At 58.8% G+C, this 23,351-nt stretch carries 19 protein-coding genes; 9 read left to right on the top strand and 10 right to left on the bottom strand.

Annotation, left to right across the window (positions count from 1 at the left end; translation table 11 throughout):
* The first annotated feature begins 32 nt into the window (after positions 1 to 32).
* The 3 genes from SB753_RS04545 (at position 33) to SB753_RS04535 (ending at position 3,758) form a co-directional block, all read left to right on the top strand.
* On the top strand, positions 33 to 1,499 hold the full coding sequence (locus tag SB753_RS04545) for an efflux transporter outer membrane subunit (protein ID WP_310352023.1): 1,467 nt from the start codon (positions 33 to 35) through the stop codon (positions 1,497 to 1,499).
* A gap of 64 nt (positions 1,500 to 1,563) precedes the next feature.
* The gene (locus SB753_RS04540) at positions 1,564 to 2,250 is read left to right on the top strand and encodes a heavy metal response regulator transcription factor (protein ID WP_087753479.1); all 687 of its coding nucleotides are present in this window, start codon (positions 1,564 to 1,566) and stop codon (positions 2,248 to 2,250) included.
* The gene (locus SB753_RS04535; protein WP_410799189.1) at positions 2,247 to 3,758 is read left to right on the top strand and encodes a heavy metal sensor histidine kinase; all 1,512 of its coding nucleotides are present in this window, start codon (positions 2,247 to 2,249) and stop codon (positions 3,756 to 3,758) included. The genes SB753_RS04540 and SB753_RS04535 overlap by 4 nt, the downstream gene beginning before the upstream one ends.
* A 57-nt stretch (positions 3,759 to 3,815) precedes the next feature.
* On the opposite strand, the gene dinB is transcribed toward SB753_RS04535, so the two are convergent.
* A complete protein-coding gene (dinB, locus tag SB753_RS04530) occupies positions 3,816 to 4,961 on the bottom strand; it encodes a DNA polymerase IV (RefSeq protein ID WP_410799187.1) in 1,146 nt (381 codons plus the stop codon).
* A gap of 273 nt (positions 4,962 to 5,234) precedes the next feature.
* Between dinB and SB753_RS04525 the strand changes: the two genes are divergently transcribed.
* On the top strand, positions 5,235 to 5,651 hold the full coding sequence (locus SB753_RS04525) for an RHS repeat-associated core domain-containing protein (protein ID WP_410799186.1): 417 nt from the start codon (positions 5,235 to 5,237) through the stop codon (positions 5,649 to 5,651).
* A gap of 2 nt (positions 5,652 to 5,653) precedes the next feature.
* Positions 5,654 to 6,217 (top strand): Imm50 family immunity protein, encoded by a 564-nt coding sequence (locus SB753_RS04520; RefSeq protein WP_410799617.1) that lies wholly within the window; start codon positions 5,654 to 5,656, stop codon positions 6,215 to 6,217.
* Positions 6,218 to 6,416: 199 nt separating this feature from the next.
* Here the strand turns inward: SB753_RS04520 and SB753_RS04515 are convergent, their stop codons facing one another.
* Complete coding sequence (locus SB753_RS04515; RefSeq protein ID WP_410799184.1) at positions 6,417 to 7,646, bottom strand: YncE family protein; 1,230 nt, start codon at positions 7,644 to 7,646, stop codon at positions 6,417 to 6,419.
* Between the two features lie 372 nt (positions 7,647 to 8,018).
* Here SB753_RS04515 and SB753_RS04510 point away from each other — a divergent pair, with 372 nt between their 5' ends.
* Entirely contained in the window at positions 8,019 to 9,077 is a 1,059-nt protein-coding gene (locus tag SB753_RS04510) for a patatin-like phospholipase family protein (RefSeq protein WP_410799182.1), read from the top strand.
* Entirely contained in the window at positions 9,074 to 10,561 is a 1,488-nt protein-coding gene (locus SB753_RS04505) for a GntP family permease (protein ID WP_410799180.1), read from the top strand. The genes SB753_RS04510 and SB753_RS04505 overlap by 4 nt, the downstream gene beginning before the upstream one ends.
* A 176-nt stretch (positions 10,562 to 10,737) precedes the next feature.
* On the opposite strand, the gene SB753_RS04500 is transcribed toward SB753_RS04505, so the two are convergent.
* The 6 genes from SB753_RS04500 to SB753_RS04475 all read right to left on the bottom strand — a co-directional run bounded on the left by SB753_RS04500 (position 10,738) and on the right by SB753_RS04475 (position 19,728).
* Positions 10,738 to 12,435, bottom strand: a complete 1,698-nt coding sequence (locus tag SB753_RS04500; protein WP_410799178.1) for a Na/Pi cotransporter family protein — start codon at positions 12,433 to 12,435, stop codon at positions 10,738 to 10,740.
* Between the two features lie 107 nt (positions 12,436 to 12,542).
* Positions 12,543 to 13,859, bottom strand: coding sequence for an oligosaccharide flippase family protein (locus SB753_RS04495; RefSeq protein WP_410799176.1), 1,317 nt, complete (start codon positions 13,857 to 13,859; stop codon positions 12,543 to 12,545).
* A gap of 350 nt (positions 13,860 to 14,209) precedes the next feature.
* Positions 14,210 to 16,306 carry an HAD family hydrolase gene (locus SB753_RS04490; RefSeq protein ID WP_410799174.1) on the bottom strand — a complete coding sequence of 699 codons (2,097 nt, stop codon included), beginning with the start codon at positions 16,304 to 16,306 and terminating at the stop codon, positions 14,210 to 14,212.
* A gap of 152 nt (positions 16,307 to 16,458) precedes the next feature.
* A complete protein-coding gene (locus SB753_RS04485) occupies positions 16,459 to 17,535 on the bottom strand; it encodes a glycosyltransferase family 2 protein (protein ID WP_410799173.1) in 1,077 nt (358 codons plus the stop codon).
* A gap of 109 nt (positions 17,536 to 17,644) precedes the next feature.
* Positions 17,645 to 18,652 carry a glycosyltransferase family 2 protein gene (locus SB753_RS04480; protein ID WP_410799172.1) on the bottom strand — a complete coding sequence of 336 codons (1,008 nt, stop codon included), beginning with the start codon at positions 18,650 to 18,652 and terminating at the stop codon, positions 17,645 to 17,647.
* Positions 18,653 to 18,702: 50 nt separating this feature from the next.
* Positions 18,703 to 19,728, bottom strand: a complete 1,026-nt coding sequence (locus SB753_RS04475) for a glycosyltransferase (RefSeq protein WP_020066453.1) — start codon at positions 19,726 to 19,728, stop codon at positions 18,703 to 18,705.
* A 612-nt stretch (positions 19,729 to 20,340) separates the two neighbouring features.
* Here SB753_RS04475 and SB753_RS04470 point away from each other — a divergent pair.
* Positions 20,341 to 20,817: a hypothetical protein gene (locus SB753_RS04470; RefSeq protein WP_410799171.1), complete on the top strand. Its 477-nt coding sequence runs from the start codon at positions 20,341 to 20,343 to the stop codon at positions 20,815 to 20,817.
* 189 nt (positions 20,818 to 21,006) lie between these two features.
* Here SB753_RS04470 and SB753_RS04465 read toward each other — a convergent pair whose 3' ends face one another.
* Entirely contained in the window at positions 21,007 to 21,684 is a 678-nt protein-coding gene (locus SB753_RS04465) for a TetR/AcrR family transcriptional regulator (protein WP_410799170.1), read from the bottom strand.
* Between the two features lie 80 nt (positions 21,685 to 21,764).
* On the opposite strand from SB753_RS04465, the gene SB753_RS04460 reads away from it, so the two are divergent.
* A complete protein-coding gene (locus SB753_RS04460; RefSeq protein WP_410799615.1) occupies positions 21,765 to 22,508 on the top strand; it encodes an SDR family NAD(P)-dependent oxidoreductase in 744 nt (247 codons plus the stop codon).
* 267 nt (positions 22,509 to 22,775) lie between these two features.
* On the opposite strand, the gene SB753_RS04455 is transcribed toward SB753_RS04460, so the two are convergent.
* Positions 22,776 to 23,012: an antitoxin Xre/MbcA/ParS toxin-binding domain-containing protein gene (locus tag SB753_RS04455; RefSeq protein WP_165572815.1), complete on the bottom strand. Its 237-nt coding sequence runs from the start codon at positions 23,010 to 23,012 to the stop codon at positions 22,776 to 22,778.
* Between the last annotated feature and the right edge of the window lie 339 nt (positions 23,013 to 23,351).

Here is a 23,351-nt window from a genome sequence, read left to right as displayed (position 1 = left end):
CCGCGGCGGTCGGTGCGGCTGCCAGTGCGGCCATGCTCGCCGCGTGCACGGTCGGTCCGGATTACAAGCGGCCGCAGGCAGAGGTGCCGCCCGAATGGAAGACCGATTCGTACTGGCGTGTCGCGGCTCCGTCGCATGCGCCGATGGACCCTGACTGGTGGAACGTCTATCGCGACTCCACGCTCGCCACGCTGGAAACGCAGGCACTCGCACAGAATCAGACGCTGGTGGCCGCGAGCGCGCACTATGCTCAGGCGAAGGCGACGCTAGCGAATACGCGTGCGCAGCAGGTTCCCGAAGTGGACCTCGCCGCAACGGCGTCACGCTTCCGGATTTCTCGCGACAGACCGCGCACGAACTACGGCGTGCCGACCACGTCGACGGTGCAGAACAATCTGCAGATCGGTCCCACGATCAGCTACGACACCGATCTCTTTGGCCGCATACGCCGCCAGGTGGAAGGCGCGACGGCGTCCGCCGAGCAATCTGCAGACGACCTCGCCAACGCGCGGCTCGTGCTCACAACCGAGGTGGCGAGCGACTACTTCTCATTGCGAGAGCTCGACACCGAAATCGACGTGCTGAACCAATCGGTCACGCTGCAGCAGAAAGCACTCGATTATGTGAACTCCGAACATGAGCTCGGCGCCGTGTCGGGGCTCGACGTCTTGCAGCAAAAGTCGCTGCTCGACACGACACGGGTACAGGCGCAGTTGCTGCTGAACCAGCGCGCGCAGTTCGAGCACGCGCTCGCGGCGCTCGTCGGCGTGCCCGCGCCTCAATTCGCAATCGAACCGAAGGTACTGAACTTCCAGGTGCCGGCGATTGCGCTCGGCGTGCCGAGCGACGTTTTGCAACGGCGGCCCGACATTGCCTCGGCTGAGCGCGCAATGGCAGCGGCCAATGCGCAGATCGGCGTTGCCAAGGCGGCGTTTTTTCCGAGCCTCACGCTGACGCCGGGCATCGGCTGGGAAAGCACGCAGTTCGCGAGCTTGCTGAGCGCGCCCACGTTGATGTGGACGCTCGGGGCGGCAGCGAGCCAGGTTCTGTTCGACGGCGGGCGGCGCGCGGCCAACGTGCAGTTCGCAAGCGAAGGTTATAAAGCGACCGAGGCCGACTATCGGCAAACGGTGCTCAACGCATTCCAGCAGGTGCAGGACGGCATTACGGGTCTCGCCGTGCTCGACGGCGCGGCGAAGCAATCGGAGCAAGCGGTCGCCGATTCGCAACGTCTGCTTGCGCTTGCCAACGACCGTTATTCGGGCGGCCTCGTTGCGTATCTGGATGTCATCACCGCACAGCAGTCGTTGCTCAACAGCAAGCGTCAGGACGCGCAGATTCGCGGCCAGCAGATGACGCTTTCGGTCTCGCTCGTCAAGGCGCTGGGCGGCGGCTGGGACGCGAGCACGGGACCGGCGAGCGGCGAATCGAGGGTTGGACAACAGGACGTGCAGCCGGAGGGCGCCGGGCCCGTCCAGACGCGTGCAGCTGCGCAGTGAGGCGGCATAGTGCACGGGAAGCAATACGAGGCGTTTCGTATAATGCAGACACTAGGGGACGCGCATGAAATTGCTGATTGTTGAAGACGAGCACAAGGTGGTGGACTACCTGCGCTCCGGCTTGACAGAGCAGGGCTGGGTCGTGGACGTCGCGCTCGATGGCGAAGAGGGCATGCATCTGGCCACCGAGTTCGATTACGACGTGATCGTGCTCGACGTCATGCTGCCGAAACGCGACGGCTTCAGCGTGCTGAAGGCGCTGCGCATGCGCAAGTCGACGCCTGTCATCATGCTGACGGCACGCGATCATGTGAACGACCGCGTGCGCGGTCTGCGCGAAGGCGCCGACGACTATCTGACCAAGCCATTCTCATTCCTCGAACTCGTCGAGCGTTTGCACGCGTTGGCGCGCCGTACGCGCTCGCAGGAATCCACGCTCATTTCAGTCGGCGATCTGTTCGTCGACCTGATCGGAAGGCGCGCGACGCGAGAGGGCGTGCGTCTCGATCTCACCGCGAAAGAATTCCAGTTGCTAAGCGTTTTGGCCCGCAGGCAAGGCGATATTCTGTCGAAGACCGCGATCACTGAACTCGTCTGGGATGTCAACTTCGATAGTCATACTAACGTCGTGGAAACGGCGATCAAGCGATTGCGCGCGAAGCTCGACGGCCCGTTTTCTTCCAAACTGCTGCATACCGTGCGCGGCATGGGCTATGTACTCGAAGTGCGCGAAGAGGCGGAACAGCTATGAACCGTTCAATAGCACGGCGCCTCGCACTGATGTTCGCGCTCGTCGCGCTGTTCGTATTTACGCTCGTCGGCGCGGGGCTGTTTGCGGTGTTGCGCTCGCAACTCGAGAACCACTTGCGCGAGTCGCTCGACGACCGTGCCCAGATCGCGCGGCTCATCTGCAATCACGGGCTGACTCCTGAAAAATGGCGCATGTCGCGCGAGAAGCTCACCGACATGACGCCTCATGACCGCAGCACCGTATATGCGGTAACGAGCATCGAGCCGTCCTACAACTATGGCAAGCCCATCGAGGGTTCGACCGTGAAGACCTGGCCCGGCGGCTACGCGCGCGTGAGGCCGGTGGGTGGCGGTGAAGACATGCTCACCACTACGGTGTCCATTCCCGGCTATTCGACGCGGCCCCCCATGCAGTTGCAGGTTGCATCGAGCTATTCGCCGAACATTCGCACGATGCGCGTGTTCGGTTTCGCGCTTGCGGCGCTGTCGGCGCTTGGCAGCCTCGCGGTGCTGCTGCTCAGTTATTCGGTGACGCGCATCGGCCTCGCACCGTTGACGCGTCTCACCCGCGACGCGTCCGCCGTCAGTCCGAACAATCGCTCGCAACGGCTGAATACCACGTCGTTGCCGCATGAATTGAATGACCTTGCTAATTCTTTTAACGGCGCGCTTGAACGCCTCGACGGTGCGTACTGCCGCCTCGAATCGTTCAATGCGGACGTCGCGCACGAATTGCGTACACCTGTCACGATCCTGATCGGGCAGACGGAAGTGGCGTTGACACGCAACCGCTCCGTGGACGATTTGCGTCATACGCTGCAGTCGAATCTCGAGGAATTCGAACGCATGCGCGCGATCATCAACGACATGCTGTTCCTCGCGCGAGCCGATCAGGGCGAGCGCGCAACGGGCCTGGTAGAAGTATCGCTCGCGGCTGAAGTTGCGCACACGCTGGAGTTTCTGGAAATTCCACTTGAAGAAGCTCGCGTGCATGCGCGCTTGCATGGCGACGCCGCAGCGCATGTGAACCGCTCGCTGTTCGGTCGCGCCTGCACGAATCTGTTGATGAACGCGATCCAGCATTGCCAGCCCGGTGCGCAGATCAACGTGCGCATTGTGCGGGACGGGCAACAGGTGCGCATTGAAGTTGCCAATCCCGGCGAGCCGATCGAGCCCGGCGTGCTCGAACATCTGTTCGACCGGTTTTATCGTGCTGAAGCGTCGCGGACCAATAGCCGCGAGAATCACGGCCTGGGTCTCGCAATCGTTAAGGCGATTGCGGAGATGCATGGCGGCAGCGTGTCGGTGCAAAGCGCGAACGGCGTCAATACGTTTGCATTTTCGATTGCTGCTTCGCTTGCGGACAGCATCACGCTGTCAGTACGTTCGAATGCGGCGAAACTGCCGGGGAATGTTGTCGGAAATGGTCCGGCGAACGCAAACACGCCACCGGCACCGGCACCGGCACCGGCTTCATATTCGTCACTGGTAAAAGGAAAGTCCGCCTGAACGGGTTGCCACCGCTTCGGCGCGCCGTGTCACGCTGCATGCAACTGAACGCACGAACTAGAAATCAAGCGTGAACTGAGCCGGCTCGTCACGCGGAACCTGTCCGGCGGGTTGCAGGTTGCCGGCCTTGACTCCGAGCAGCCTGATGGATTTAACGAGCTCCACTCTCTTCAGGCAGTCGGTTGCCGCGCGACGCAACGCTTCCGCATTGGCAATGGGTTCGGGAAGCGTGATGTCGCGCGTGACTGTTTTGAAGTCGTTGAAGCGAAGCTTGATGCCGATCTTCTTCGCCAGATAGCCTTTTCTCTGCAGATCGGCTGCCACCTGTTCGCACAGACGGGTGAATGCGGCGCCCAGTTCCTGCCGATGCCGTACGGCATGAAGGTCCCGTTCGAATGTGGTCTCGCGGCTCATCGAGACCGGTTCGCTGTATGTCACCACGGGCCTCTCGTCAAGACCGTGGGACACTCTGCGAAGCCATGCACCGTAGCTTCGGCCGAAGTGCTCTATGAGCCAGGACTCGTCGCGCTTAGCGATTCCGCCGATGGTCGTTATTCCCAACGACGCAAGTTTCGCGCTGGCCTTGGGGCCAATACCGTTGATCTTATTCGCGGCCATTGGCCAGATCCTGGACTGCACGTCTTCGAACTTCAGGATCGTGATGCCGTCGGGTTTTTGCATATCGGAGCACAGCTTTGCAAGCAGCTTGTTGGGTGCGATTCCCACGGAGCACGTGAGATTCGTTGCTTCCAACACCGCCGACTTCAGCTTGCGCGCTACTTCCTCTGAACTGCCGCTCGTGAGCGAGACGTCTGCGTACACTTCGTCGATACCGACGTCTTCTATGCTCGAAGTGACCGACCGCACTGCATCTTTGAACAGTCGCGAATACGTTCGGTAGAGGTCGAAGTTCACCGGAAGGATAATCGCATCCGGCGCTAGCCGGGCGGCCTTCATGGTGGGCATGCCGGAGTGAACTCCGAACGCGCGCGCTTCGTAGGTGGCGGTCGTCAAGACGCCTCTGCCTACGTAGTCGCGTAAGCGCGAAAATTCGCGTGTGCCGTCCGGGTTGGTTCGCGGCGCGTCCGTGCGACGACCGGCGACCACCATGGCCTTGCCTCGTAGTTCTGGATACTGCGACAGTTCACAAGACGCAAAGAATGCGTCCATGTCGATGTGGGCTATGCGCCGTTCATCTGGCATGCCGTGTTTGCTCGATAGTGGCGTTCGGTGGTGCCGCCCGGGCCTAAGGGGCGCTCGTCCGCACTTCAGAAAGGAGCGTGCGGACGAAGGTACATGCGTTTGACGGGTATTTTACCGGGACTGTACGTTTGTACAGTATTTTTTGTCAGGGTTTCTGGAATCCGGTCTGCGGATTTGTCGGGAAGGAAGCCGGGGCGCCGACAATGTGCTCGCGTTGGCGGATGCGCGCAGCAAATTCAGACGCAATATAGCTATGAGCCGTATGGTGCGACGATGCAGACGGGGCTGGCCGATCCGAACATGCAGCAGTACACAGGACGGGAGAATGACGGGACCGGGTTGTATTACTACCGGAATCGGTATTACAGTCCAGGCGCAGCGCGATTCATCAGTGAAGACCCAATCGGTTACGCGAGTGCGCAGACGAATGCGTATGCTTATGTAGATGGGGATCCGGTTCAGTTCACGGATCCGTTTGGTGAGTCCAAACTCATGCCCGTTACGGGTGGGCCGCATGGCGGGTTTATCGTTCATCCTTTCAAACCCAACGTGAATTACTACGATTCGAATGGTGACTTGTCGGCTCAGTATCATGGTGACCATTCTCACGATGGGATGAGGCCGCACGGTCATAACGCCGGGCCGAATTTTGACCGCGACGAAGGGCTTCCGCTTTGTCCGATCCCTTGAAAATGGATTTTGATTTGGGCGTTGGCGCGCGATCAATGCTGTCGCCGCCCTTGTCAGAAGGTCGTCATGACGATCGCAATCTTGATGATTCGACGGGTGCAAACACCGTTGCGGAATGGGGCCAAATAATGTGTGAAGTAGATGACTATGGGTGGGGCGAGGTAGGCAACTCCATCTTGCTCAAGAAGCTATTCGGATACTGGCCGGCTTTCCACGATGCACATGTGCTGTCTATCAAGATGGGGTACGGAAAACGTGATGCCCGAGAGGTAGATGTCGCAATCGAATTGCGACATTGGGGCCAGGATGACCCAAACTGGGTTGCACGTGGACCAGACTGCGTCATTACGCTGACCCTACTTGAGGTAAAGATCGCAGACGTATCTATGGACGCTTTCGTTCAAGATAACTCCGTAGGTGACGTTTGCTTCACGAGGACAGACGACAACCTATTGCTTTTTGAACTTGATCCTAATAGTGGCGCCAGCGTTTTCATTGCGTGTACGTCTGCCGAGATTACTCGAATAGAGCCGTATTGCGCGCCAATTTCTTCGAGTACGACGTGACCGCCAACGTGTAGTTGGCGCGGGGGCGACACAGTATCGTTTGTTTACTCGCTCCGGCCTTCGCGAACCACCCTGACGCCAAGCCCGTCTGGGTCGCTGCGCACATCCAGAAGGGCGATTGCGACGACCCGCGACCACCTTGAGCACGCTACCCCGCCTTCAGATGCCGCGCAAGGGAAGCCCGCAGCACTGCCGCGCCTCATCTGGCGGCGAATACCGACACCCCGCCGTTGACGAACCCGTTTGCCGCGCAACCCGGACATCCCGCCGGCGATGTCGCGGAAGAATATGGAACGAAAATGAGCCCGGTCGCCGGGTCGATTGCAACCGAATGCGCGTTATTGCCCGTGTTAAGACGGGCGACGACACTGCGACTGCCCGCGTCGACGATGGTCAACACGGGCGTGCATGGCGACGCGGCCGAGCAGGCGCCGTTCGTCGACGCATTGCCAGAAGACGTCCACCGGCTCGCTGCGTTGTAGTAGCGATTGGTGGGCGCATCATATTCAAGCTGATCGCCGCCGCCGGCGTTCAGGGAGGCCACGAGTGCACCGCTCGAACGGTTGAAGATCTGCATGAGCAACGGAGCGCCAGTCGTACCTTCGCGACACCCGACCGCAATATCGTTGCCGGGGCCCAGTGCCAGCCCTGTGGGATCGCAATTGCCTTCCGGGTACATCGCTACGCCCGCAAGCGACGTGTAGTTTTGACTGCCACCGGTCGGAATTGCTCGAATGGACGCTCCCGGCAATTTCACCAGTTCGCCGTGAGGATTCGCTGTGCTGCCGTCAACGTTCACGTAGAAGTTGTCGCTGGCGGCGTCGTACCGGCACGCTTCGAGGCCCGCGGTGGGCTTGCCTGAGAGATCCGTGAACGTCACCTTGGCGACGACGGTCTGCGTGGACGTGTTGATGAAGGTGGCGAACGGGGGCGTCTCTTCCGGGCTGGAGATCATAAAGATGCCATGCGTGGGATCCAGACAACCTTCATCTGCGCGAACGCCCGTCGTGCTAACCGTGATTTTGTTCGTCACGGCGCCAACAGCGGGATCAACCACCTTCACAGAGTTCACGTCGCCCACGTAGATAAAGTTGCCGACAGCCGTCGCGCCGTCCGGACCCGCCTGCGAATTCGGCCCGGGGCCAAGCCCGGTGAACGCGAGAGGCCCGCTTCCCTGAATGGCTTTGACGAAGGTCTTCGACGGTATGTCGATCTGATCCAGAGATGCGTTATTCCTGTCGGTGAAATAGTATCGGCTACCCGAGACGACGCCGATGTCGAATGAGAAGTTTACGCCTGCCTTGATGTTGGGGACCGCGATGTCCGATACATGGTGCGGGCCGCTAATGCTGAGTTCGTCCCCGCCACAACCCGCAATCGCAATAGCCGCACACGCCACCAATGCATTCGCCAACAGGTGCTTCGGCATCGTACACCTCCCATCATCGTCGTTGGAGTGGACCTATCTCAACGGCGCGCCGGAAGAGATAGTAGACGTTGCTATAGCTTATGCATTCCCGTAAGCAGTTGTCCTTATCGTTTTCCCAGGTAGGCGGTACTGTGCTTAAGATTCCCATAAGGTTTGATATTTACCTGTGCATACCTGACGCTTGAATGCCATCTGGAATCAGAAAACCATGGCTGCTCGCTATGAGTGAATATGCGCGCTACCTGGAAAATTCGTTTTGGTTTTCAATGTGCCAGCGCGCGCCCGCATTTGAAACGGAGCGCTTATTGGATACTTTGCAATTAGACAATTGGTCGTATAACCTTTCCCGTGCCTCGTCCATCCGGAAACACGATGACCGATCTGCACGTCGCTCCTCGCCCATCAGATCACGACGGCCCGCTGCTCGTCGATTTCGCGCTGCAGGGCGGTGGCTCGCATGGAGCCTTCACGTGGGGCGTCCTTGACCGAATGCTCGAAGAATCCCGGTTGCAGATCGACGGTGTATCGGGTACGTCGGCGGGGGCAATGAACGCAGCGGTGCTTGTCAGCGGCTTCGAGCATGACGGCCCGGCCGGCGCGCGCAAGGCGCTCGAACACTTCTGGCGGCAAGTGTCGGATGCGGCCATTTTCAGTCCCTTCCAACGTAGTGCGCTCGACAGGCTCACCGGCCGCTGGACGCTCGATCATTCCCCACTCTTTCTTGCGATGGAAACCATCTCGCGGCTCGTTTCGCCGTACGATCTCAATCCGACCTCGTTCAATCCGCTGCGCAACATTCTGGCAAAGACTATCGATTTCGACTCGGTACGCGCCTCGCGTATAAAGCTTTTTGTTACGGCGACGCATGTGCGTACCGGTCAGGGCCGCGTCTTTCGCAATGCTGATCTGAATCCCGATGTGCTTCTTGCATCGGCGTGCCTGCCGACAATGTTCAAAGCCGTGAATATCGACGGCGAAGAGTACTGGGACGGCGGCTACGCAGGCAATCCGACAATCACGCCGCTCATCCGTGAAACGGATTCGACAGATACCTTGTTAGTGCAGGTTAATCCCGTCGAACGTCCTGACGTGCCGCGTTCGGCACGCGACATCATCAGCCGGCTCAACGAGGTCGCATTCAACGCGCCCTTGCTGAAGGAGTTGCGCATGATCGCACTGCTGCACAAAGTCGCCGACCCGGGCAGCGACGAAGGCCGCCGTTGGGCAACCATGCGTATGCACCGGATCGCGAGTCCGGTCATGACGTCGCTTGGCTATTCGTCGAAACTCAATGCCGAATGGCGCTTTCTCACTATGCTGCGCGACGAAGGGCGACGCGCCGCGCAGGTGTTTCTCGACGAACATGGCGGTGCGCTCGGCGAGCGTTCGTCACTCGACCTGGATGGGCTCCTCGAAGGAATGATCCAATGAGCGATCCCGTGTTGTCGTCCACTGCGCTGGGCCTCGGGCTCGTGGGTATGTTGGTGAGCCTCGGGTTGTTGATCTGGTTCGCATATCGCGGCTGGAGCGTACTGCTGCTCGCGCCGATTGCAGCGATGCTGGCCGCCCTGGTGTCGGGCGAGCCCGTGCTCGCGCACTGGACACAGACCTTCATGTCGAGCGCCGCGCGTTTTCTGGCGCAGTTCTTTCCATTGTTCCTGCTCGGCGCACTGTTCGGCAAGTTGATGGAAGACAGCGGTTCGGTCAATGCGATCGCACAGTTCATGACCGACAAGCTTGGACCGCGCCGCGCAATCCTCGCCGTAGTAATCGGCGGTGCGGTTGTGACGTATGGCGGCGTGAGCCTTTTCGTCGCTTTCTTTGTGCTGGCGCCGATGGCGCAGGCGCTGTTCCGTGCGGCGAACATTCCGCGCCGCTTGATGCCCGCTGCAATCGCGCTCGGCACATCGACATTTACGATGTCAGCGCTGCCGGGCACGCCTGCGATCCAGAATGCGATACCGATGCCGTTCTTCGGCACGACACCGTTCGCGGCGCCAGGGCTTGGCGTTATCGCGAGTGTTGTAATGATTGGATTTGGCCTGTGGTGGCTTTCGCGTCAGGAGGGCGCGGCACGGCGCGCGGGTGAGGGGTTCGGCGAGGCGCCGGACGCGTCGCCGAGTGCGCGGGAATCGAGCCTGGTGCGCGAACGTGCGACTGTCTCGCAGTCGTTCGATCCGGCCGAAATCGAACGCGGCCGCGTCAGCGAGCGACTGCCGCCGATCGGCATCGCGATTGCGCCGCTCGTCGTCGTGGTGTGCGCAAACTTTGCAATGAACATCTTCGTGTTCCGACATTACGATGCGTCGTATCTCGCCGAAGCACGTTGGGGCGGGACGACGCTGTCTGCTGTAAGCGGCGTGTGGAGCGTGTCAGTGGCGCTGGCGCTCGCCGTGGTGGTGCTCATCAGCATGAACGGCTCGCGGCTTGGAACGCTGAGAGAGAGCGTCGATGCGGGCGCAAATGCTTCTGTATTGCCCATTTTGAGTGTTGGTAGTCTTGTAGGATACGGCGCGGTAATCGCGGCACTGCCGGCGTTCGAGTTGGTGCGGGCGTGGGTACTCGGCATCGGCGGCGGGCCACTGGTGTCGCTTGCCGTCGCGGCGAATCTGCTCGCGGCACTGACGGGCTCCGCGTCGGGCGGCTTGACCATTGCACTCGATGCGCTCGGCGGCACCTATCTCCAACTGGCTGCGCAACATCACATCGATCCGGCGCTGCTGCATCGAGTCGCAGTCATGTCGTCGGGCACGCTGGATAGCCTGCCGCACAACGGCGCTGTGGTAACGCTGTTGTCGGTATGCGGTACGACTCATAAACAAAGCTATCGGGATATGTTGATGGTCGGAGTGGTTGGCGCGCTGGTGGCGCTGGCTGTGGTGATTGTGTTGGGATCGTTCGCCGGAAGTTTTTGAGTTCTTTTGTGTCCGCGACGGTTATTGCTTTGGTTTCTCGCGCGCAAGGTTCGCCAGTGGCGGAACGACGCGAACTGAGCGTTGCCGGTGCGCGCGAGGTGCGCAACGTGCAGAACTCGCTCGCCGGCTCGCAGGCATCCGCGGAACTGTAATCGCCTGGTGCATGTAGACAGGCCTTACATCTGCACGGGCATCTGCACATCGTTCAATGATTGACTGGCTCTGACGATGGCGCGAGACAGCCGTGCCACCTCGTTGAAATGCTCGATCATGTCATTCGCCAGACGGAAAATGACTGCACCTTCCTGACTCTGTAGTTGAAGCTCGGACATCATGTACTGTCGCGCAGTGTCGGCCAACACTTCAATCTCGGGCTTTGCATTGAGAATGCGTGTCACGACTTCCGCTTCCGGATGCGCGATCGCCCTCACGGCAAGCGCGAAATGTTCAATCACAGCCGTGACGAATCGCGAGGTTGCGGCGTTGCGTAACCGGGCAATGTCGGCGCCCTGCGCGAGCCGGCGCTCGCTCAGCGCAAGCATGCTGGTAGTGGCAACCTCGCGGATAGCGTCGAGGCAGGTTGCGATACGCGCCAGGTCTACCAATTGCCTCCCTTCGTCACCGGTATGTGTCGCATCCGACAATCCGCCGACATACGTGAGAATGGCCGTGCACAGAGTATCGGCGGCTTTGTCATCGTCCAGCAGCGTGCCGGCAGTCTGCGTGCTGCCGTCGACGACGAGCGTTGCACTACGATTGACCAGATTCTCGACCTGCTTGCCGAGGGAAACCAGTTCCAGCTGCACGCGGCTAATTGCTAGCGCCGGCATTTCGACCAAGGTGTCATCGAGATAGCGCGGCACGCCTGGATCATGCCAGCCCTTTTGTTTCGACGGGGCAAGCCGTTGTGCAAGCTTGCCGATGGGGCCCGTGAACCATATCAGGAAGGCGGTGGAGAACACGCTGAACACAGTATGCGCATTAGCTGCCTGACGCGGCGTTTCTGCTGCGAGGCGGGCAGCGCCTGTCAATTCGGGTGCGGATGGGGAAATCTGCCGAATGAAGTCCGCATACTGCGGGATCACGAAAGCGAGTAACAGCACGCCGAGCAGATTGAAGAGCAGGTGGACGATACCTACTTGTGCGGCTTCCGCTGATTTACCAATCGACGCCAGCAGCGCCGTGCCGCATGTGCCGACGTTAGCACCCAGAATCAGCGCGATGCCGGATTCAAGTGGAATCAATCCCTGGCTGCCTAGCGCAATCACGATCGCCAGCGTGGCAGCAGAGCTTTGCACGATCGCCGTAAACACCGCGCCAATCACGATACCGACCAATGGACTGCGCATGTCCTGCATGGCAGCGATGAATGGCTCGTAATTGCGCAGGGGGTGCGTGGCATTGCCCATGAACTCGATGCCGAGAAACAGCAGGCCGAGGCCAAGCAGAACGCCGCCGAGTTCGCGCACCAGTTCGCGCCTGGAGAAACCGTACAGCAAAAAACCGCCCGCGAGCAGGAATGGCGTAATCGCCGAGATATTGAACGCGATGATCTGCGCAGTCAGCGTCGAGCCGATATTGGCGCCCATGACCACTGGAATCGACTGCTGCAACGTCATGAGCCCGGCGGATACAAATCCAACCAGGAGTACGGTGGTAATGGTCGATGAATTTAGCAGCGCCGTGATGCCCGCGCCGGCGAGCACGCCGCGAAACCGGTTGGCCGTCAGCGTGCCGAGCAGCGCCTGCAAACGAGAACCGGCGATGGCCTTCAGCCCTCCCGTCATGAGTTCCAGTCCGAACAGGAACAGAGCAAGGCCGCCGACGAGCAAGCCAACGACTTCGATCAGGTTCAGATTGGCACCGGGCTGCATGGCGATGCGGACCCCTCAAATTGGAATCATTCCCCAATTGTACGAGGTTCTGTCACCGAGACCAGTAATGGAGCCGCCGCTTGAACGGCGGGATGGCGGCAACCTGATTACTTGTCCTTCGGCGCAGTCAACGGATCACGGATCCCACACGCGTTCCTGATGAACATCAGCGCTCGCTCGCAACCGGGTATCAAGAGAACCAGTCGAAGTCGAATCATGATCACCATTAGCATTGCAGAGAGCGTTGTCTCACCAATCACCCGGGCGAAAGCGAGTCCAACGGCGCCGTAGTGGGGAGCGAGCACAAGCGCGAGGATTATGTTCACGAACGCGGATGCGATTCCGACTGTGGCAAGCAGGCGATCCTTCTTCCGCGGCAAAAACACGTAACCGGCGATGAACTCGTTGAATGCAGCAAACGGGAACATCAAAGCAAAGATTTGAAGTATGTGAGCGCTGTGGGCGAAAGAATCACCGAGTATGAGAGGCAATACCAGAGGGGACAGGGTAAGCGCGGCGCAACATACTAGTAATCCGTATCCGATAAGCAGCATTGCGCCGCGCCGCGTTGTCTGGTTCGCGCCTTCCTTGTCGCCGTGGGCGAGTTGGCGCGTGATGGTAGGAATGAACACTTGAGCCGCCGGCCCCATCAATCCAAGGCTCAATGCTGCGAAACGTTCTGCCGCGCCGAAATAGCCCACCTGGGCGGGCGTAGATAGCAGCGTCAAAAGATAAGTGGATGAAGCTGTCAAAACCCTCGACGCGGAAGAGTAGATGAACAGCATCGTTGATTTCCGTATCAGGGAAATGGTGCCTGTCCATCGGAGGCGTGGCCACCCCAGTTGTGAGATTGCGAGCCCATAAGAAATAACCGAGGACGCTACACCTGAGATGAGTAGACTCGCGACGACCCATACTGCGTCGCGAGGGCCTCTTACGATTGTCAGCACCAGAACCAGGCTCAACGCGAAACCGAAGACTTCGATGATGATGGGCGTTCGAAACTGGTGACGGCCCTGAAAAAGCCAACCGAGGTTGGCCCCGGACACAATTCCCAACAGCGTGGCCATCACACCGATTAGAGGTGTCTGGGACAGTACAGGAGAGCACATGGTGGCGATGAGCCCGGCGCACCCACCCACGATTGCATGCACCAGACGCGCGCTCAAGTGCAAAGAAAGAATCTCATTACATTCTTCGGTCGTTTGGGCTTTCGATATGTCCCGCATGCCGACGGGCTCGAAGCCATAGGCGACCAGCATCCAGATCACGCTCATCAGCGACATGGACGCCAGCACGCGGCTGTATCCGTCAACGCCGAGCGTCCTGCTGTAAAAAGGTACGACGATGATGAGGTACAGATATCTCAACACATAGCCGCCGTACACGAACCCAACGGTACGGATGCTCTTTCGTCTATCCATTCTGCTTCTCCGGCTGGAGGGTACCTTCTCAGCGCAACACAGCGCGACGGCGGACCTGACGGGTTACTGCCTGTAGCAGGAAGCTAACAACGGGCCGCACGTCTGCTTGTTTTGGTCCGCGCCGTTGACATCGTTGAATCGCGGAAGTACTGCTGCGCTGCATGGACTCCGTTGGCCCGGCTTTGTGAGCTAGATGCTGGTGGGGCCGGAAGTGCCGCGCTGAAACCACGCGAAGGCTGTCTGAACGCGCGCAACCGCCTCCAGATGTCCCTTCTCTGCACGGTGCATGCCCACGACAGCCTGGCTGTGTCTCGGCATTATTACCGCATACCTGGACGCATGGGGCGGCACTATCGGGCCATCGCCCGGGTACGCAACCATCTTGCCACGCCAAGACTTCCCAGCATTAACCCGGCTCCGAGAGCGGGCACCGCCCGGACTACGCTGGCCTCGGGCCATTCTGAAATCAAGGGTTTTCCATCTTTGGCGCCCAGCCTCGACATCCACTTGCGGGCGCTGAGTGGCAGGGGCGGCGCGACCTCCTCGAACACTCTGTGCAACTGATCGCTCGCATGAGGAAAGGAGCCTAATGCGCTCGCCTCACTACGGGTGGGTGAGCCTATTACGAGTCTGGTTACGATGGCGGCTCCCTGCGTGATCCCTTGCAAAGAATCAAGTATGTCGATATCGGCCTCGCTGAGAACGGCCAGTACGTCATCGACATACGCATTGATCACATTGTGTTGAAGTCTCAAGCCCCACGCCATGGCCTGCGGATTGTCCTGAGTAAGGAGCTCTGCGTAAACGATGCCATCGTCTCCTCGTTTATAACCCGTCGTCGTGCCGTGGTCCGCTGCGCAAAGGGCCTCAAATATTGGTCCTCGGACAAAGGGCCGTAGAGGCGCCGCGAAGGGTTCGCTCAGATAGTCGTCGAGACTACCGCAGTTTTCCGGGCGACGATGAAGCCCAAAGTAAAAGCCCGATAGACGCCGACTGAAACCGGCTTCGCGGGTGGACGCCACCATTGCCAGCGACCGCTGTAGATTCCCCCGCCATCCAATATCGACGACACCGACGTTCCCGTCGGCGAGGAATCCCTTTTGTTCCAGATAGTCGAGAAGCAGTTGTCGAGCAGAAGAGGCGGTCGCATTGATGAGATTCACCACCTCGTCGTCCGCCTGCATATGCTGCATTAGTTGCTTCAGATCAGAGGCGCTCAGCGGCGCATCAGGGGAGCTAATGTGAAGACGTTGCTGCAAGCCGGCGATGGCCGGATGCCCGATATCCACGTCGAATTTTTCCAATATGTCAGAAAGAGAACTTCCCGGCGTAAAGCCGAAATGACTCAGATCTCCATCGGACACGTTGACGAGTGCGGGTAAGTGGAGCGATTGCCGCGATACGTGCAGATAGTGCAGCTCGATCGGAATGCCATATAGCGCCACGATCTTCTTTGCAATGGACATGAGGATCTGGCCGTCACGCGCCAGAAAAAACAGCTTATCGACTTTCCTGCTTTGGGCCTGTTTCAGAATCCACACAACGAACGCGAGGAGCAACGGGCCCATGAAGCCCGCCGATATTTCGGCAATCGACTGATCGTGGCTAGTAATAGCCGTAAAACGCAGCCGGGCGGTACGCGCGCTGCCCGACAGCGCAGATCCGAGCAGGTGCGGCTCAATCGCACCCTTGCCGAGTTCGCGCTCCAGGCGACTAGGTGCCCCGCGGAAGAACGGTGCTACGCGAGCGCCTGCACGCCACGCCTGGAAGACATCGGAAAATACGCTGTCGCCAACGTGCAGATGGCTCTTGCTACTGCCCTTTGCAAGCGGAAAGAGGGATCCTGTCCTTTTTGCGCGGCCCCTCTCGCATGAAACGAAAAGTTCACCCTCGCTGATATACACGCCGCAACTGCTCAACATCGTTTCCAGGTCCCGATGGGAAAAGTAGATGTCCGAAATAATTGCCGTTCTGCCGAGTGACGCAAAACGATTGAGAGTCTCAACCATACCGGCGATGGGTCGCATCAAACGCTTCTCGAGCTCGACTTCAATGGCCTGCGCTGTTTCCAGTAAATCGTGCGACAAGCCCGACGACGCTGCGATGGCCGCGTAGATGTCGTCGAGCGTCACTTCACGTTCAACTCCTGCCTTGCGGGCCCTGAACTCCGCTGCTTGCCGGATTTTCAGCCATTCACCGGGCTCGATGAGCGAGCCAAATTCGCGTTGCAGTCGATACCCCGTTAGCAGGAACATGTCGGATGGCCGCTGCAAAGGCCTCGTTATCAGGGTGTCGAAGGCGTCGAAAGAGACCAGGCCATTCCCGGTCCATATTCGCCGCGCATCGACCTCCTCCAAGGGAGGCTTGGCCGAGAAGAGCCGATGGATGCCCGCTGACACGAATCGTTGATTGATGACCCGTTCGAGCACAAGGTTCGTAGCATTCATCAGTGTCTTCCACCCTTCAGAAAGGAAATGGTTTTCGCCAACACCGCTTTCCTGTCGGCTACTCGATGTCGTCTTCTGGAACTTGAAACGTTGGAGGCAGCGTCAAAGGAGAGCTTACGCGGTGCACGACTGCCGTTGTCGCGTCGCTCGGTTCATAGGCCAAATGTTCTAGCGCGGCGCTTGCTCCGGGATATGAGGAGGGAAAGCCGTTTGTTGAAGAACTGCATAACGCAACTGAGAACTCCCGGGTGATCGATCACGTGTCTAACGGCGGTCACGAAACGCTTTTCACGAATCGCTTCGGTCACATCGACCCAGTGAAGAGACGCCTTGAGAGACCGATGCCGGCGCGCACACGCGGCGGCCAAACGTGCAGAGAGTGTGTGCGATGCGCGGAAACGTGCATTTGCGTCAAGCATGCCTCGTAGCGTCTGCCGGTCCGCTGACTTGTCAGAGGAGAGCGAACCACCACGGCGCCGGTAGCGGTAACCCATTGCCGGATAGACAATTATTCTTGCATCGTGCTTGGCCAGTAAGCGCAACAGGATATCGAAGTCTTCTCCGGAACGAAGCCGCTCTTCATACCGAAGTCCAGTCAGGAGCTCGGCATTGATCATAGGCTTAAGATACGCCAGGCGTGGCGCTTTGATCAAAGAGACGGCATCGAAACTTTTGAAGCTTTCAAGGCCCAGCAGGGAATGTCCGGTGAGCGAGCCCTCCTCGTCCACGATAAGTAAATCGTCCGCTACGATGCCTGCACCAGAACTCTCCGCGCGCTGCAGCAGCGATTCGAGGCGTCCTTCCGCGAGGACGTCATCACTGTCCAAAAACGTAATCCAGTGTCCTCGTGCGCATTCCAGCGCACGATTACGAACAGTGGACGGCCCCGCGTTGAACGATGCGGTCAGAAGCTTGATTCGGGAATCGTTATCGGCAAAGGCGCGAACGATTTCCACGCTAGCGTCAGTTGACGCGTCATCCGCGACGATCAGTTCCCAGTCTTCAAGGCTCTGTCTCTGGACCGACTGAATGGCTTCGCCGATCCAGCGTTCACCGTTGAAGTTCGCCATGACGACAGTGACAGATGGAGCCGCTGCATCCGTCATCCGTGTGACGGGTTTATCTGTCTGCGCGCGATCGTCCACAGATCGCGCCAAGGAGAGGTCTTCGCCCGCCATGTATTCGTTGCTGGACAGGCCGACGGTTGACTGTGACTGGTGATGAGGCATATCAGCGCCGTTCGAAGTTAGACAAGCTTAGTGAACGTCAGAGGAGGGCTTGGGTTCGAGCCTTCGTCATGCGCGAATCTTGCATAACGAGGGAACACCGTCCTTCTTCCTAACGGGCGGCGCTGGACCGGGCCAGGGGATTGCAGATGTAGCGAACCGCGTAGTCTGCGACAGGGGAGTATGGAAACAGACACAAACTGGATAGCGCGAGTGTCCCCAACTTCTTCTTCAGGCTCCAGAAAGGGTTCGCCACAATGGCATGCAGATACCGGTGCGAATCTCTTAGCATCCAACGCCAACGGGTCGTCAACGGAGCATGGTAGACGCTCGAATAGAAATGAGCTCGTTCGTATGCGAAATCGTGGAAGTCGGCCGGCAGTTGCATTCCCATGCGACACCAGGCCAGTTCCCGAAGGGTCACCCAGCGGGACGGGAAGGCCTTCGGGGCCTTTTCCTGCTGATCAGAGTTAGCAAACAATGCGTCTCTCCCTGCGCTTGCATATACGCGGTATCCGCCGAGTGACACCGGGATACTCGATACAGGTCCAACTAGAGCCGACCCATAAATTGCATAGAAATCTGCGCCATACCGGTCCTTGATCGTTTCGGGAACGGGAAAGATCTTTCTAAGAGCACTGACGCTGTAGGCGTTTCCAGACGCCGGCGGTGACGGATAGAGCCACCCATCGAGCAGAAGCTTTCGGCAATCGCCATCGATTCGAGAATGAGGCACATAAGCGCCCATCTGCTTGCTGGTGTGATCGATCACGTCTAGCTGAAACTGCACTTTTGCAAGATTTCCGTTCTCGAAGCGCTGCATCACTTCGGACACGGCGCCCTGATAAAGGACGTCGTCAGCATCGAGGAACAGCACGTAATCGGTTCTGGCGAGATGCAGCCCCAAATTGTAGGCAGACACCTGGCCACCGTTGTTCTTGAAGACGGAGCTAACGCGACCGCCATAGCCTTCAATGATTGCGCGCGAGCCGTCTGTTGATCCGTCGTCGATCACTATGACGTAAGTGCTCATGTAGTCCTGTGCAAGCGCCGAATCGATTGCCTCCGCCAGGAACTGTTCGTAATTGTGATTGCAGATGATGACTGTCATGTCCTTCATGATGTGTCACGCGCGAAGGTAAGGAGGGATCTGACGGCCTGCGACCGCTTTCATATGAACCGTCGGCGGATTAGCGTGCTGGCAATGTTTTTCGGCGCGAGCAACGTGGCAATGCTCCAACCGGCGATAAGACAGCGGAAAGCAGGGCGCTCGAAACTTGCGCGAAAAGGAATGGAAAGGGCGTCGCGCAGGGCTCTAATTCTGCTGTCGCCGGGCAAGGGATGCTGTCGCGGTGTGAGCCGTAAAGAGGCAACGCGCAATTGCAACAAGTGAGGCGCACAAAAAAGAGTGCTGAGCGGCGGTGCCGGCCGGCCGGTCATCGCACAGGCCTTGCAGGCAGCGCTGTGACGCTTGAGCGCACGCGCGATCTCTCGTCCGAAGTTGCTCGTGCTCGCGCTCATGGCGCTGTCATTCGCGCCGTGCATGCGATAGAGCACCAAGGGCGCAGCGATCGTTTCTACATCGCCGAGGTAGGGGGCCATGGCGATGCACGTTGAGTCCGTGAACGAATCGTAACTCGCATCCAGTGGAAAGATCTTTTCCAGAAAACTCCGTGCGTAGGCATTTCCCGATCCGGGCGGCGTAGGGTATTCGGACGTTTCATAAGCCCAGTGGCGGATCGCTTCCGAAGATAGTCCGGGCGGAATCTTCGGAATCACATTTCGAATCTTTGGAATCGCATTCTCGTTCTGTATGCGACGGCCCTGCGCGTCGACGCGCTCCATCAGCACCTGTACCTTGCTCAGGCCGGTCCGCCATACTGAAGCAATGGCGCGCAACGCACCGGGCATTAGCACGTCGTCCGCATCGAGGAATATGACGACGTCGCCTGTACTTCTCGCGAAGCCTACGTTGTTGGCGTCCCGCTGCCCGCCGTTCTTTTTAAAGATCGCCGTGATTTTTTCACCAAACGAGTGAATGACGTCGGCCGAGTTGTCGGTCGATCCGTCGTCCACAACGATGATTTCCAGCCGGTCCCAATCTTGCGTCAAGGCGCTTTCAATAGCCTGTCGAAGAAAATGCCCATAGTTGTAGTTGGCGATGACGATCGAGAAAAAGAGGCCCTTTTTAGCCATAGATCCGCTCCGTCCTGCGTTCATCGACTGCCTCCGGCTTCTCAAATGAATCAAGCGTCCTGAACCTGCGAGATGCGCCGCACCGACCAGCGCTATGGGCCAACCCGATTGATGTCGCCGCTCAAACTGACGCGGCCACCGGTGCCGCGTGTGGCACCCTGGATGCAACTATTTAAGAACAAAGGTTTCGGAGTATGCGATTGCGGCCTAAAATCGGGCGATAAAGGCGCAAAAAGTTGAAACGGCGGGGGTTTCGGCAGAGGATAAGTACTGCTTTTCAATCGCAAAACGCGAATTGCAAATGCCGCGCGGTAACGCGAATCTCGTATCTATTTGCTACTTGCTTCTTGAGATTCGGACACCGATATTGCTAACCGATCACTCAAAGGCAGTTACGTCAGACGACTAATCGTTAGATCTGCGCCGGGCAACGGCACGACGGTAGCCACCTGGATTGATTTACGGGCTTCATAGAAGGCAGAGCATCGGAGAGTGAAAATCGATCACGCAGCGGCGAATGTCACATTCGCGCAAGAAAGAATCAGCAGCTAGTGTTTCGGTTTAATTGACGACGATCGGCCGCGCGTGCGAGCTGACACTTGGAGCTAATCGATGAAGGTTGCTTTTTACAAGGGAACGCGTCCCGGCCTGGCCGGAAAATTAAACCGCCTGATCCGGTGGTGGACAAACAGTCCCTATTCGCATTGCGAACTCGTCGTCGCTCCAATCATCGACGCGCATTTGTGCGCATCGTCGTCGTTCGAGGATGGGAGCGTGCGCTTCATCACTACGAAGCTCGATCCGGCGCGATGGGATGTTGTCGGAGTCGCGGCCGATCCGGTGACGGAGCGGGCTGCGGTGGAGTGGTTCAACGATCATTTCGGCGAACCGTACGACTTCGCACCTGTCTTCGCTTTCCTGCGGCGCGGCGGCCGCCATCGAGGTCGCTGGCACTGTTCGGAGTCGATCGGGGCAGCGCTGGGTATGCCGGAGTCCTGGCGGTTCGATCCCGCTACGCTGCACGCTGCGCTGTCTTCCGATTCGGTGCAGTCGCCGCCCGACGACATGCCGCCACTGGTGTCGGCGTGATTTCGGGCGAGTCTCACTGACTGATGGTTGGTCTTCGTTGCGAAGCCGGTAGGGAAAACTGGAAAGATTCGGTGGCGCGAACCTCGATCGATCCTGTCGGAGAGCTTCGCCGTCCGCCTTTAATCTCTCCGCGCGCGCGTTCCGCACCAATCAATCTCAACGACATACTTCGCTGTCCAAATCAATGTGTTAATCGGACTTTGCACGTATGTCGGCGTGGCGAACCAGTTCCTCCCATCCAGCCATCGTCATCTCAGCGACGGCTTGGAGTTCTGCTCTTTCGGCGCCGTCCCGCGCTCGGATCGCCATACCGCTTTGAACTGTTTGCAGGAACCTCGCGAGTTTCGCTATATCAAGGGATCCCGGCAAGTCACCCTCAGCAACGGCCTTTTCCAGGCGCGACATGAGCACATCAAACGCTCCACCTCGCGTGGCCCGCATCAAGTCGTCAAGCTCGGCATGGCCATCGCTTCCGACGGTGGCCAGTGTGACCATGCAGCCGTGTGGCAGACCGCAATCTGCCCCGGTCATCGCCATGGCTGAGTCCCACAGATAGGCAAACGCCGCTTCGCGTGCGGTAACAGCCTGGCGAAACCTTCCCAGGACCAGATGCTCGTAGGTCGCCGAGTAAAGCCGCATCGCTTCGGCATATAGCTCGTCTTTCGATCCGAAAGCGGCATAGAGGCTGGTCGAGCCGACGCCGAGCGCGTTGGTCAGGTCTGCAATTGAGGTCGCCTCATAACCCTTGATCCAGAAAAGCCTCATGGCTTGCGCCAGTGCTGCTTCACGATCGAAAGCGCGTGGCCTGCCGCGGCCACGAGGTGGGCGTGCAATGGTCATGGAAGTTTTCTCTGGTTTTTTCTGCATCGATCACTACATAAATATCTTGACTGTCCGTGCCGCCGATCCTACCATTTGTGCATCGATCACTACATAAAAGGCGGACAATGAACAACAATCTAGTCGGAAAACGGGCATTGGTCACCGGCGGCTCGCGGGGCATCGGTGCCGCGATTGCACTGGCGCTTGCAGAAGAGGGCGCGGACGTTGCGGTAACGTTTCAGAACTCAGCCGAGCGGGCGCAGGCAGTTGTGGCCTCGATCGAGAAACTGGGCCGCCGCGGTGTCGGGATCAAAGCCGACAGTGCCGATCCGTCCGCCATCAGGCGATCGGTCGATGAGGCCGTCGGCGCGCTGGGTGGGCTCGACATTCTCGTCAACAACGCTGCCATCGCTCGCTACAACACGATCGCCGACTTCGACCTGGCGGACATCGACGCTCTCCTTGCGGTCAACGTCCGCGGTCCCATTCTCGCGACGCAGGCAGCCATCCCTCATCTCAAAGCGGGCGGTCGCATAATTACGATCGGCTCCGCCGGAGCTGATCGCATCGTGGGTTCACCGGGAACGGTCTACTACATGACCAAGTCCGCGCTGCAGTCGTTCACACGGGGGCTGGCTCAGGAGTTGGGCCCGAAGGACATCACTGCCAATCTGGTTCAACCGGGCTCGACTGATACCGAAATGAACCCGGCTAACGGCGAGAGCGCGGAATTCCAGCGCAGCCTTACGCCGTTGGGACGCTTCGCCGCACCGGCTGACATCTCCGCGGCCGTCACTTTTCTTGCAAGCCCGGCGGCAAGGCATGTCACTGGAACAATTCTCACGATCGACGGGGGCTTGCTGACTTAGGTCGGTAGTGCGGTTTGGTTATGACGCGAAGAAGGCGTGGAAATGGCCGATACCGGGCGGTTTGTGGGCTCAAACGCGGCTCATAAACCGTTGATGTGTGCTTGTTGCCTGGCCGCTGACCGGGCGTCATGGGCATTCACGATTCGAGGCTCTCGGCAGACATGAGTCTTCCTGTGAGTCCCTTTCCTCGTTGTCGTGCAGTTGCCGGTTAAGTAGATCAGGGATCTACGAGGTCTCACCACCAAGGCGAGGAAAACAAGATCCATTTCACACACGCTGACTTCCCTCTGAACTGGTCAACAGATCGATGGGACGTTGATTGTCCAACATCGGCACTTCGCTATACAGCCATCGGATCGCATCTGACTTCAGGCAACCCCAAAGAGCCGTGGCAATGGTGTGGTCCGCAACCAACCTCATCAGTTCGTCGGTGATGCTGTTCACCTTCCACGCTGGGGCCAATGCTTTGACAAACCCGTCCCAACCGTTAAGCTCCGGATTCACTTGCCTCCTGCAGTCCATGAATTCAGCTCCTTGGTTGTAATTGTCGGCAATCTACCCGAGATGCTCGACTGACGGAGAGTGGCCGATTGCCAAACACCGCGCGTGAACGCACGCATCCCCAGCGACTTCGGCCCCAGCTTTCGGACCCGACCGAACTCGGCCGCCCGCATGGGGCGCGGGCCGACTGCTCTCAGTACACATCAAAGCAGACGTAGTAGTGGCAAGCCTCGCCCTAATGTCTCCTTAGCCATCCTGCTTGGCGTGCAGTGTCGTCACAATGGTCCGTTTAATTCCGGGCCAATCCAAGCGGTGCCCGATCTTCGGCAAAAACGCCACGTA

This window comes from Paraburkholderia sp. SIMBA_053 (assembly GCF_046534895.1).
GTDB lineage: Bacteria > Pseudomonadota > Gammaproteobacteria > Burkholderiales > Burkholderiaceae > Paraburkholderia > Paraburkholderia caledonica.
Note: the sequence above shows the minus strand (reverse complement) of the source record. Positions and strands in the feature narration are given on the sequence as shown.

Coding starts and splice junctions, on each gene's coding strand:
- SB753_RS04500 (WP_410799178.1), bottom strand. CDS start 12,435: ATGCAGCCCGGTGCCAATCTGAACCTGATCGAAGTCGTTGGCTTGCTC.
- SB753_RS04540 (WP_087753479.1), top strand. CDS start 1,564: ATGAAATTGCTGATTGTTGAAGACGAGCACAAGGTGGTGGACTACCTG.
- SB753_RS04485 (WP_410799173.1), bottom strand. CDS start 17,535: ATGCCTCATCACCAGTCACAGTCAACCGTCGGCCTGTCCAGCAACGAA.
- SB753_RS04465 (WP_410799170.1), bottom strand. CDS start 21,684: ATGCAGAAAAAACCAGAGAAAACTTCCATGACCATTGCACGCCCACCT.
- SB753_RS04480 (WP_410799172.1), bottom strand. CDS start 18,652: ATGAAGGACATGACAGTCATCATCTGCAATCACAATTACGAACAGTTC.
- SB753_RS04525 (WP_410799186.1), top strand. CDS start 5,235: ATGCAGACGGGGCTGGCCGATCCGAACATGCAGCAGTACACAGGACGG.
- SB753_RS04515 (WP_410799184.1), bottom strand. CDS start 7,646: ATGCCGAAGCACCTGTTGGCGAATGCATTGGTGGCGTGTGCGGCTATT.
- SB753_RS04490 (WP_410799174.1), bottom strand. CDS start 16,306: ATGAATGCTACGAACCTTGTGCTCGAACGGGTCATCAATCAACGATTC.
- SB753_RS04510 (WP_410799182.1), top strand. CDS start 8,019: ATGACCGATCTGCACGTCGCTCCTCGCCCATCAGATCACGACGGCCCG.
- dinB (WP_410799187.1), bottom strand. CDS start 4,961: ATGCCAGATGAACGGCGCATAGCCCACATCGACATGGACGCATTCTTT.
- SB753_RS04495 (WP_410799176.1), bottom strand. CDS start 13,859: ATGGATAGACGAAAGAGCATCCGTACCGTTGGGTTCGTGTACGGCGGC.
- SB753_RS04520 (WP_410799617.1), top strand. CDS start 5,654: ATGGATTTTGATTTGGGCGTTGGCGCGCGATCAATGCTGTCGCCGCCC.
- SB753_RS04505 (WP_410799180.1), top strand. CDS start 9,074: ATGAGCGATCCCGTGTTGTCGTCCACTGCGCTGGGCCTCGGGCTCGTG.
- SB753_RS04545 (WP_310352023.1), top strand. CDS start 33: ATGCTCGCCGCGTGCACGGTCGGTCCGGATTACAAGCGGCCGCAGGCA.
- SB753_RS04470 (WP_410799171.1), top strand. CDS start 20,341: ATGAAGGTTGCTTTTTACAAGGGAACGCGTCCCGGCCTGGCCGGAAAA.
- SB753_RS04475 (WP_020066453.1), bottom strand. CDS start 19,728: ATGGCTAAAAAGGGCCTCTTTTTCTCGATCGTCATCGCCAACTACAAC.
- SB753_RS04535 (WP_410799189.1), top strand. CDS start 2,247: ATGAACCGTTCAATAGCACGGCGCCTCGCACTGATGTTCGCGCTCGTC.
- SB753_RS04460 (WP_410799615.1), top strand. CDS start 21,765: ATGAACAACAATCTAGTCGGAAAACGGGCATTGGTCACCGGCGGCTCG.